This is a genomic window from Actinomadura soli (genome assembly GCF_005889715.1).
Classification (GTDB): Bacteria; Actinomycetota; Actinomycetes; order Streptosporangiales; family Streptosporangiaceae; genus Spirillospora; species Spirillospora soli.
Window position 1 is genome coordinate 23,380 of the sequence record NZ_VCKW01000070.1, and the last position, 10,244, is coordinate 33,623.

The following is a 10,244-nucleotide window of genomic DNA, read 5'->3' on the forward strand; positions in this document are numbered from 1 at the left end:
ACTCTCCGCGTGGAAGCGGCCGGTACTCGCCTCATCCCAAAATCAGGAGATTGCGCCACAATCCCACCTCCGTCCCACTTCTTCAACCCGCGCCCCGACGAGGTCTCGTGGTCAGGTAGCGGTCTCCCCCGTTGTAGCGGGACACGTGGAGCGAAAGTTCCGTTCCAAGCGAGGCGGTGTCCCATCCGAAGTAAGTCCGGAGTCCTATGCGGGTCGGGACTCGGAGGAAGGACCAAGGACACGGAAGCGGCCCCTAAAGCGGAGGACGCGTCCGGGACGAGACACAACTCACCCAGTTTCAGGGCCGTAACCTGAGCAAGCTGCCTTTAGCCGCCCGAACGCCGGACGTCCGAAACAGAGCCGGCATCTCCGCGAAAGCCGCTATGGCCGGACACGCCCACTCCGCGCGCCGACGGATCATGAGCCCGACGGCGCCGTGCCCGCCCCGTCCCTCAGTTCGGGCAAGGACGCCCGAGAGGATCTCAGAAGGCCGATCAATCGGTGGGCGGGCGTTTTACGACCAGCGTCCCGGTGAGCCTGTCATGGACGGCCTGGCGGAGCGTGCCCTCGTACAAGGCTCCCGCGTTCGCCAACCAGAAGATGCCCGCGAGTAGCCCGGCAACGGGAATCGGACGGGCCGCGATCGGCAGCGAATAGACCGCGGCGCGCACAACGGCGCGCACAACGTCCAGACGGGCCAGCTCACTGATCAACACGCCGTCCGTGTTGGCACCCGGCGTTGGTTCAGCCTCGCCCTCTCGCCCTTTCCGGAGATCGGCACCGAGTACTGGCTCCGTCTCAGGCACCCGTGTTTGCTCCGGCTCACCGCCCGACATTGGCCACGCCTCGCCGTCCCGAGATTGCGTCGGCGGGCCGTCCTGCGTTCGCTCTAGCCCGGCGTCGGACGTGAGCCCCGCTGATGGGCCGGTGGCAGGAGCCTGAGTAGGAGCGACCCCATCACCCTGTTCTCGCTCCGGAAGGGCGTCAGCCGTGGGGTACTCCTCAGGAGCTCTGATTGGCCACGGCTCGGCGGACGCGGCGGACGCGGCTGTGGCGCTCTCTGAAACCGCCTCAGGAGCCATCTGAGCGCCCGTTCCGGCGTCAGCCTCATCGCCATCCGCTGAGGGCGCTGAAGTCAGTTCAGAGCCTGCCTCAACGTCCGTCCCTCGGGATGCAGGCGCGGGACTCGCACCCGAGACGGTGATGGCGACCTCAATGCCTGCAACGCGCTTGCCGACTGTCCGGCCCCAGAGCGCCAGCTGAATCGCCTCGTAGAGCAGCATGCATCCGGCCAAGGCCGGTGGAGCGACGACGTCCACCGTGGGCCCGGACACCACTGCGCGGACGACGAGGATGACCGGCACGCCAACGATGAGAGTGTCGACGATGCGGGCCAGGAGGCGCTGGCCTGGCTCGGCGAGCGTTGCCTCCCTCACGGGCTTACTCCGCGTATTCGGTGTACTCGTCGTATCCGGTCCGCTCATCGATGACCAGTGTCCCGGCGAAGCGGTCGTGGAGGGCCTGATGCAGGGGCTGGTCCCAGATCGCCCACAGGTAGGCCATCAGCGCACCCGCCCAGACCAGCACCATCCCGTACGCGGCGTAGTCCCACACCATCACCGCGATGACGAGGAAGAAGAAGACGCCGATCTGGTAGCCCACGTGGACGATTCCCGCACGCCATATGGCCTGAGTGGTCGTCAGCGGTTGCCCGGCAGGCGCCTGGACGATGCCGAGGCCCATGATGCGTTTGCCGAGCGTCCGTCCAGACATGGACAGCTGCACGGCCTCGTACAGAAACGGCAGCACCGAGAGGACACAGAAGAGGGTGAAGATGATGGGCCAGTTCCACACACCCCCCTCGTCTTCAGTCTTGCTGCCTGGCTTGCCCAGCCCGAACGCCCCGATCGTGATCGGCAGGACGAGCGCGAAGCCGAAGACCGCGACGAGCCCGTTGTCGATGAGCCGCGCGCCTGCACGGCGGAGTATTGGAGCCAGCAGCAGTTCGCCATCGCCGTGCTCGTCATAGGACGCGTCGTACGGCTGGTCGTACGCCGGCTGCTGCCCCCACTGCGGTTGCTGCGGTTGCTGCGGTTGCTGCGGTTGCGACGGCTGCTGCTGCCATTGCTGCTGAGGCGGGCTCTGCGGCTGCTGCTGAGGTTGCCTTGGGGGACCTTGGTACGGGGGCGGCGGGCCGTAGGAACCCTGCCCCTGCTGCGGTGGGTACCGCCGCCCGCGGTTCTGGGAATCGCTCATCGGGTCAGTCCTCCAGGCGAAGCAACATCCGGGTGTTGCCCAACGTATTGGGCTTGACCCGGTCGAGGTTCAAGAACTCCGCAACGCCTTCGTCGTAGGAGCGGAGAAGCTCCTCGTACACCTCTGGCGCCACCGGAGTCCCCAGGATCTGCTGGAAGCCATGGCGCGCGAAGAACTCCACTTCGAAGGTAAGACAGAACACCCGCCGCACGCCGAGCTCCCTAGCGGTCTCCAGCAGACGGGTGACAATTCGGTGACCGATGCCGCGGCCGCCGTACTCCTTGTCCACGGCGACGGAGCGGACCTCCGCGAGGTCCTCCCACATCACGTGCAGCGCGCCACAGCCGACGAGCTGTCCCGGCGTCCCGTGCTGCGCGTCCTCGGCGACCCAGAACTCCTGGACGTCCTCGTACAGCTTCACCGCGGACTTCTTCAGCAGGCGTCGTCCCGTCCCGGCGTACAGATCGACCAGCCTGCGGATCTCCTGAACGTCGGCGGTACGGGCTCGCCGGATAACGACCTCCACAAACAGGCGAGATTATCGAACGTGGCACCTTTACCAACTGTCAGTGGGTCCCTGCATGTGGCGGCGTCCGGCCCGGGTGACTAGATAAAAACGACTAGGCATTGCTCATAGGCGTCCGAAAAAGTGAGCAAGAACACACGGGTGGACGGGTGGCCTAACGGGCGTCCCGGTGCAGGCGGGCGCCACCACCTGCGATTTCACCGTTCTGGTTGGCATCTAATCCGGCTTCCGTTAGTGTCCTGCGCTGACGTCGGCCATCCGCAGGACGGAGGCCGCACCGCCGAGTCCACGGGCCGCAACCAGCGCCCCGAGGAGCCGGGGACCCACTTCCGGAGCGTTCGGGGATCGCCCCCGGCTGCCGCCGCGAGGGGTGAATCCGCAGCCCGCGTGGAGCCGAACTCCATGTGCGCCTGCGGACGGGCTGCTCCAGCCCCAACCCGTCAGCTAACTCGGTAGGCGGACAAGGAGAGGAGAATTCGTGGAGCCGTCGCGCCCTGCATCCCTTTCGCGATCTGCTCGGTCAAGCTCCCAGCGGCCGTCGCCGGGCCGCATGCCCCGGTTCCGCGTCCGGGCGATCACCGTGGCCGGAGCGCTCGCCGTGCTTACGGTCGCCCCGCACACGACCGCGGTGGCGCACGCCGACCCTGAGCCGTCCACGAAGGAACTCAGGACGAAGGCGCTCAAGCTCGCCGACGAACTGGAGCAGCTCACCGAGCAGTACAACGGGCTGAAGGTCAAACTCGCCCAGTCGCAGCGCGCCGCCAAGGTCGCCACAGAGAACGCCCAGCGGCAAGAGAAGACTCTTGAGGCCATTCGCCAGAAGGTCGGCTCCCTGGCCGCCACCAGCTACATGCAGGGCGGCTCCGACCCCGCGGTGTCGTTCGTCGCCTCCCAGGACCCGCAGTCCGTCCTGGACCAGGCCGCCACACTCAACTACTTCGCCAAGCGGGACAGCAGCAAGGTCCTCGGTCTGATGCAGGCCATGCAGGCCGCGCAGCGCGCACGCAAGTCCGCCGAGGAGCGCGCCAAGCAGGTGGGGGCGCTGCGCACGCAACTCGACTCGCAGCGCAAGAAGGTCACCGACACCTACGAGAAGGTCCGCGGCAAGCTCGTCAAGAGGGACCCCACCCAACTCGCCAAGCTCCCTGTGGTCGGCACAGGGAAGGGCGCGCAAGCACTGCGGTACGCGATGACCAAAATCGGTGTCCCGTACGTCTGGGGCGCCGCCGGGCCGAACTCCTTCGACTGCTCAGGTCTGACGATGTGGGCCTACAAGCAGGTCGGCATCAACCTGCCGCACTACACCGGCAGCCAGTGGAACGCCGGCACCCACGTGTCCCGCGGCGAGCTCCAGCCGGGCGATCTCGTGTTCTTCTACTCCGACCTGCACCACATGGGGATTTACGTCGGGGGCGGCAAGATGCTGCACGCGCCCCAGACCGGAGACGTCGTGAAGATCGCGTCCATGTCCGGGCGCCCCTTCGCCGGCGCCGTCCGAGTCGCCTGACCTCCCGGCGATCACCGAACCAACACGTCCCGTGGGCGTCGCTCAGTTTGATCTCTGAATCCCACGCCCGGGCGACCTCGCGACGCTCGCTAGATGCTCATGAGCGCTCGCCTGCGGGCCGTGGGAGGGTCGTCACGACGGCCTCTAGAACTCCCTGGGGTCGCTCCCATCAAGGAGCGGAGAGCGGACCTGAGGCCGTCCGACGTGGATGACGTCACGGGTCGGGTGTGAACACGTGTCGAAAAGATCGAGGACGTGCTTGAAGAAACCCACGGCATGGATTCGTGAACACCGTCCGCGGCGACGCCACCTGCAGGGACCTACCTGTCAGGTCGCGGGCGTCGCCGCTGCGGGGTCGGACGGGGGGTTCTGAAGATTTCGCCGCCTGGATTCTTGTGACGCTCGCCGTCCCCTGGCGAGCGTCGTTGGGGTTGCCGCTAGATGAGCTGCCTTCGGGCCGCCCACACCACGGCCTCGATAGGGGTGTTGACCTCCAGCCGGTCGCAGATGGTCCGCAACCGGCGTCGCAAGGTCCGTGCGCTCAACTCCAGCTTGCGAGCCGCCACATCGGCGGTGACACCGCTGGCGATCTGAGCGAGCAGCCGGATCTCCTCCTCGCTCAGCCCGAAATCGTCGGTGCCACGACGTGCGAGTGTGGCCTGTTCCACTCCGTCCTCCCTCGTCCGTGGTGATGACCGCGGGGATGCAGCCGTCCGCTGCACAGGCACGGGTTGGCCTCGATCTGTACGCGCGTTGGGTTGCCGAGTCCGGAGCGCCTCCGGACTTAGATCATCGGGTTCCTGTTGTGTCTAGCGCGCTTGGCCGGAGGTGGCCGATGGGCCGATTGCGGGGTCGTACGGGGGAACTCCGGGTGACGATTCACTCGTTGGCAATCCGAGGGAGACGGGATGAGATCGCCAGCCATCCGCACCCGTCCCTTCTCGTTGGACTCGCCCGATCTTGTCTTGGTCGAAGATCGTGAATCGTTTCAAGCTACGCTTCGGCTCGGAACGCTAGGCGGCCGGATCCGGCCCGTCAAGCGCTGGTTCAGTGCAATGTGCGCACCGTTGAACGCGGTCTGTGACCGCGCATTCGCGGATGCACTATGCAAAACGCCACTACCTGGGGAAACACGCCTGGGACGGGACGAGGAGCGAGTTGCCACAGACCAGTATTCGTGAGGTCGCGAGGCGTGCTGGAGTCTCAGTTGGGACCGTTTCGAATGTCCTAAACCGGCCAGACCTCGTGGCCGAAGCTACCCGTGACCGTGTTCGCGCGGCGATCGAGGAGCTCGGATTCGTCCGGAACGAGTCCGCCCGCCGGCTCCGCCGGCGCCCCGAACGCACCGCGGGCGAGTTCGGCGACGAGCCGCGCCGCGCGTTCGGCGTCGTCGTCGAGGACCTCACCAACCCGTACGCGACCGACGTCGCCCGGGGGGCCGAGGCAGCGCTCAACGCCCTCGGCCATGACGCGCTCTGGCTCTCCAGCGACCACTCCGCCGCGAAGGAGCGGCGATCCGTGGAACTCCTGGAGGAGCAGAACGCCGCCGGGGTTCTGATCATCCCGGTCGGGCTCGGTTCCCGCGAGATCGCCCAGCTCCGCGCGGCGGGGATGAGCGTGGTGCTCATCGACCGGGACTCCACCGAGGTCTGCTCCGCCCAGGTCGACCATGTCGCGGGGGGTGAGATCGCCGCCGCGCACCTGCTCGGCATCGGCCGCGAGCGGATCGCCTTCGTGACCGGCGTCCCCGAACCGCAGCCCTGCGTCGAACGCCGCGACGGCGCCGCCCGCACGATCGTCGAGGCCGGTTTCGGAAAGCCCCCGACCCTGATTCAGGAGGCCCTGAGCCCCACCGAGGGTCAGGCCGCCGCCCACGAGATCCTCGCGATGTCACCGCGGCCCGACGGCGTGTTCTGCGCCAACGACCTGCTCGCGATCGGTTTGATCAACGAGCTGATCCGTCTCGGCGCACGCGTCCCCGAAGACATCGCCGTCATCGGGTACGACGACATCGAACTCGCCGCGAGCGCCGCCGTGCCGCTCACCACCATCCGGCAGCCCCGCCGTGAACTCGGCTGGGAAGCCGCCGAACTCGCCCTGGCCGAAATAGGCGAGGGCAAATCCCATCAACACCGCCAGGTGGTTTTGAGACCCGACCTTGTGATTCGTGAAAGCGCCTGAAACCGCTTGACCGTCCGGGCGTCGCGCGGGCCATGGACCGCTCCTTTTCCGCGGGTCATGGCCCGCTCTCGTCCCCTGCGGGCCGGGTTGTGAAGGCCAGGTCACGCGCAGAAACCCGCTCACGGCAACGAGTCGATTCCAACCCACTCGAACGCGTCGTGGCCCTCTCGGGCGGACGTCCGCGTCCATGCGTCGGCGCACCGGTCGTTATTCGGGCTTGACCAGCGGGAACAGGATCGTCTCGCGGATGCCCTTGCCGGTGAACGCCATGATCATCCGGTCGATTCCGGCGCCCATTCCGCCCGTGGGCGGCATCGCGTACTCCAGGGCGCGCAGGAAGTCCTCGTCCAGCTGCATGGCCTCGGGGTCGCCGCCGGCGGCGAGCAGCGACTGCTCGGTGAGGCGGCGGCGCTGCTCGACCGGGTCGATGAGCTCGGAGTACGCGGTGCCCAGCTCCGTCCCGAAGCCGATGAGGTCCCACTTCTCGGTGAGGAGGGGCTCCTCGCGGTGCTGGCGGGTCAGCGGCGACGTCTCGACCGGGTAGTCCATGACGAACGTGGGCTGGACGAGGGTGTGCTCGACCAGTTCCTCGAACAGTTCCTGGACGAGCTTGCCCTGCCCCCATTTCGGGTCCCAGGACACACCGCGGGCGTCGGCGAGTTTCCGGACGTCCTCAATCGGTGTGTGCGGTGTGATTTCCTCGCCGAGCGCACCCGACACCGACCCGTACAGCGTGATCCGCGGCCACTCCGGCACGCCGAGGTCGACCTCGGCGCCGTCATGGACGACCACGGTGGTGCCGAGGGCGGCGACGACCGCCTTCTGGTACATCCGCTGGGTCAGGTCGGCCATGTCGTTGTAGTCGAGGTATGTCCCGTAGGTCTCCAGCATCGTGAATTCGGGGTTGTGCGTGGAGTCCGCGCCTTCGTTCCGGAAATTCCGGTTGATCTCGAAGACCTTCTCGATGCCGCCGACGACGAGCCGCTTCAGGTACAGCTCGATCGCGATGCGCAGGTAGAGGTCCATGTTGTAGGCGTTGATGTGCGTCGTGAAGGGACGCGCCGTCGCGCCGCCGTGGATCGGCTGCAGCATCGGCGTCTCGACCTCGAGGTACCCCTCGTCGTGCCAGAAGTCCCGCACCGCGCGGACGGTGGCGCTGCGGAGCCGGGCCATCTTCCGGGCCTCGTCGTTGACGATCAGGTCGACGTACCGCTGCCGGACCCGCGCCTCCGGGTCGGTCAGGCCCGCGTGCTTGTCCGGCAGCGGGCGCAGGCACTTGGACGTGATCGCGAACCGGTCCGCCATGACGGACAGCTCACCGCGGCGCGACGTGATGATCTCGCCCTCGACGCCGACGTGGTCACCGAGGTCGACGTCCCGCTTCCAGGCGTCGAGCTGCTCCTCCCCGACCTTGGCGAGCGACAGCATGATCTGGATCTCTCCGCTGCCGTCCCGGACGGTCGCGAAGCACAGTTTCCCGGTGTTGCGGATCAGCATGACGCGACCGGCGACGCCGACCTGCTCGCCCGTCTCGGTGCCCGGCTCCAGGTCCGGGTGTTTCGCGCGGACGTCGGCGATCGTCGCCGTCCGCGGGAAGGTCACCGGGTAGGGGTCGATTCCGCTCGCACGGAGCCGGTCGAGCTTCTCCCGGCGCACGCGCATCTGCTCCGGGAGCTCGTCGAAGGTGTCGTCTGTCACGCCCCAAAGGCTATCCACCCCGTCCGATGCCCCGCGAACGACTTACCGTTCCCCTTCGACGTCCCCTCAACCGGCTACCGTCCTCCTTCGGAGGGCGCGGGCGAGCAGGCTAGACGGTGTTGCGCTCGTAGATCAGGCGCAGTCCGATGAGGGTGAGCCACGGCTCGAACGCGTCGATGCTGCGGGACTCCTCCAGGACGAGGGGCGCGAGCCCGCCGGTGGCGATGACCGTGACCTCGGCGGGGTCCGCGGCGAGCTCCTCGGACATCCGCTCGACGATGCCGTCCACCTGCCCGGCGAAGCCGAAGATGATCCCGGACTGCAGCGCCTCGACGGTGTTCTTGGCGACCACGTTCCGCGGCCTGACCAGCTCGATCTTGTGCAGCTGGGCGCCGCGCGACGACAGCGCGTCGATCGAGATCTCGATGCCGGGCGCGATCGCGCCGCCCACGTACTCGCCCTTGGCGGAGACGGCGTCGAAGGTGGTGGCGGTGCCGAAGTCGACGACGATCGCGGGACCGCCATGGGTGTGGACGGCCGCCAGCGCGTTCACGATGCGGTCGGCGCCGACCTCCTTCGGATTGTCCATCCGGACGGGGACGCCGGTCTTGACGCCGGGCTCCACGATCACCGCCGACACGTCGCCGTAGTAGCGGCGGCACATCTCCCGCATCTCGTGCAGGACGGACGGAACCGTGGAGCACAGGGCGATGCCGCTGATGTCGGTCTCGGCCAGCAAGGGGCTCTGCTGGACGAGCCCCTGCAGGACCACCGCGATCTCGTCGGCGGTGCGCCGCGGATCGGTGTTGATCCTCCAGTGCTCGATCACCTCATCGCCCTCGAACAGGCCGAGGACGGTCTGGGTGTTGCCGACGTCGATGGTGAGCAGCATCAGGTCCCCGCTGATCAGGTGAAGTCAAGGCCGATGTCGAACACGCGCGCCGAGTGCGTCAGCGCGCCGACCGCAAGGTAGTCCACCCCGGTCACGGCGACGTCTCGGGCCCGATCCAGGGTAAGCCCACCGCTGGCCTCAAGCTCCGCCCGCCCCGCTACAAGCCGGACCGCCTCGGTCATCTCGGCGTCGGTCATGTTATCCAGCAGGATGCTCTGCGCGCCCACCGCGAGGGCCTCCTCGACCTCCGCGAGGGTGTCGCACTCCACCTGGACGTGGAGCGACGGATACACGGCGCGGATGGCCTCGTACGCCTTGGTGACACTTCCGGCCGCCGCGACGTGGTTGTCCTTGATGAGCGCGGCGTCGTACAAGCCCATCCTGTGGTTGACGCCACCACCGCAGTGCACGGCGTACTTCTGCAGTGCGCGCAGGCCCGGCAGCGTTTTTCGCGTATCGCGGACCCTGGCCTTGGTACCGGCCATCGCGTCCATCCATTTCCGGGTGGCCGTCGCGATTCCGGACAGGTGGGACAGCAGGTTCAGCGCCGTCCTTTCAGCGCGCAGCACCGCCCTGGTCGGGCCGCTCACCGAGATGAGCACCTGCCCTGGGGCGACCCGATCCCCGTCCTCAGCCTTCGGCTCGTACGCCACGTCCAGGACCTCGAACACGACACATGCCACGGGGACGCCGGCGACCACGCCGTTCTCGCGGGCCCTGAGGTCCCCGGCCGCGGTGTCCTCGGGCGCGAAGATCGGCATGCTGGTGACGTCGACCTCGCCGTCCTCGGCCAGCGCCGTCCGGACGAGGTTATCCACAGCTTGTGGATCGAGCCCGGCGTCGCTCAGCCTCTGCGACAGTTCCGGTGTCATGAGCGTTGTCCTTCCAGAGGTTCGTAGGTCGTCGTCAGGACGTTCCCCTCCAGCCGCGTGACCAGGTGGCCGCGCCATTCGTCGTCGCGTCTCCCAGGGAAGTCCTGCCGCCAGTGGCTGCCCCGCGTCTCCTCCCGCCGCCGCGCCGCCGCCACGATCGCGGACGCGACGGTGTGCAGATTGGTGGCCTCCCAAGCCTCCACCCCCGGCTCGGTACCCGTCTCGGCATCCGGAGGCAATGCGGCCAGCTCGCGAGCGGCGATCTCCAGCCCATCCACCCCACGCAGCACCCCCGCATAGGACGTCATGATC

The 10,244-nt window shown here is 67.6% G+C and carries 9 protein-coding genes, 1 pseudogene and 1 riboswitch; of the genes and pseudogenes, 2 read left to right on the forward strand and 8 right to left on the reverse strand.

The window, feature by feature from the left end; genetic code table 11:
• Positions 1-494: 494 nt before the first annotated feature.
• From ETD83_RS44485 to ETD83_RS15915, 3 genes are read right to left on the reverse strand one after another with little or no spacing between them, the layout of a single operon-like run.
• Positions 495-1,436 carry an RDD family protein gene (locus ETD83_RS44485; protein WP_230420942.1) on the reverse strand — a complete coding sequence of 314 codons (942 nt, stop codon included), beginning with the start codon at positions 1,434-1,436 and terminating at the stop codon, positions 495-497.
• 4 nt (positions 1,437-1,440) lie between these two features.
• Complete coding sequence (locus ETD83_RS15910) at positions 1,441-2,256, reverse strand: RDD family protein (protein WP_138645907.1); 816 nt, start codon at positions 2,254-2,256, stop codon at positions 1,441-1,443.
• Between the two features lie 4 nt (positions 2,257-2,260).
• A complete protein-coding gene (locus ETD83_RS15915) occupies positions 2,261-2,782 on the reverse strand; it encodes an amino-acid N-acetyltransferase (RefSeq protein WP_407921485.1) in 522 nt (173 codons plus the stop codon).
• A gap of 281 nt (positions 2,783-3,063) precedes the next feature.
• A riboswitch (cyclic di-AMP (ydaO/yuaA leader) is annotated at positions 3,064-3,257 on the forward strand.
• A gap of 75 nt (positions 3,258-3,332) precedes the next feature.
• Here ETD83_RS15915 and ETD83_RS15920 point away from each other — a divergent pair.
• Positions 3,333-4,289 (forward strand): NlpC/P60 family protein, encoded by a 957-nt coding sequence (locus tag ETD83_RS15920; RefSeq protein ID WP_138645909.1) that lies wholly within the window; start codon positions 3,333-3,335, stop codon positions 4,287-4,289.
• 437 nt (positions 4,290-4,726) lie between these two features.
• Here the strand turns inward: ETD83_RS15920 and ETD83_RS15925 are convergent, their stop codons facing one another.
• Complete coding sequence (locus ETD83_RS15925; protein ID WP_067902439.1) at positions 4,727-4,957, reverse strand: transcriptional regulator; 231 nt, start codon at positions 4,955-4,957, stop codon at positions 4,727-4,729.
• A 430-nt stretch (positions 4,958-5,387) separates the two neighbouring features.
• Here ETD83_RS15925 and ETD83_RS15930 point away from each other — a divergent pair, with 430 nt between their 5' ends.
• A complete protein-coding gene (locus tag ETD83_RS15930) occupies positions 5,388-6,470 on the forward strand; it encodes a LacI family DNA-binding transcriptional regulator (protein WP_138645910.1) in 1,083 nt (360 codons plus the stop codon).
• 207 nt (positions 6,471-6,677) lie between these two features.
• Here the strand turns inward: ETD83_RS15930 and lysX are convergent, their stop codons facing one another.
• The 4 genes and pseudogenes from lysX to ETD83_RS15950 all read right to left on the reverse strand — a co-directional run.
• A complete protein-coding gene (gene lysX, locus ETD83_RS15935) occupies positions 6,678-8,168 on the reverse strand; it encodes a bifunctional lysylphosphatidylglycerol synthetase/lysine--tRNA ligase LysX (RefSeq protein ID WP_138645911.1) in 1,491 nt (496 codons plus the stop codon).
• A 109-nt stretch (positions 8,169-8,277) separates the two neighbouring features.
• Positions 8,278-9,060 (reverse strand): type III pantothenate kinase, encoded by a 783-nt coding sequence (locus ETD83_RS15940; RefSeq protein ID WP_138645912.1) that lies wholly within the window; start codon positions 9,058-9,060, stop codon positions 8,278-8,280.
• 14 nt (positions 9,061-9,074) lie between these two features.
• On the reverse strand, positions 9,075-9,932 hold the full coding sequence (nadC, locus tag ETD83_RS15945; protein WP_138645913.1) for a carboxylating nicotinate-nucleotide diphosphorylase: 858 nt from the start codon (positions 9,930-9,932) through the stop codon (positions 9,075-9,077).
• Positions 9,929-10,244 (reverse strand): annotated as a pseudogene (locus tag ETD83_RS15950) (L-aspartate oxidase); the annotation flags it as partial. The pseudogene ETD83_RS15950 and the gene nadC, both read right to left, overlap by 4 nt.

Bases quoted from the DNA above. Each gene is read 5' to 3' on its own strand.
- ETD83_RS15910 (WP_138645907.1), bottom strand. From the start codon at position 2,256: ATGAGCGATTCCCAGAACCGCGGGCGGCGGTACCCACCGCAGCAGGGG.
- ETD83_RS15940 (WP_138645912.1), bottom strand. From the start codon at position 9,060: ATGCTGCTCACCATCGACGTCGGCAACACCCAGACCGTCCTCGGCCTG.
- nadC (WP_138645913.1), bottom strand. From the start codon at position 9,932: ATGACACCGGAACTGTCGCAGAGGCTGAGCGACGCCGGGCTCGATCCA.
- ETD83_RS15930 (WP_138645910.1), top strand. From the start codon at position 5,388: ATGCACTATGCAAAACGCCACTACCTGGGGAAACACGCCTGGGACGGG.
- ETD83_RS15920 (WP_138645909.1), top strand. From the start codon at position 3,333: ATGCCCCGGTTCCGCGTCCGGGCGATCACCGTGGCCGGAGCGCTCGCC.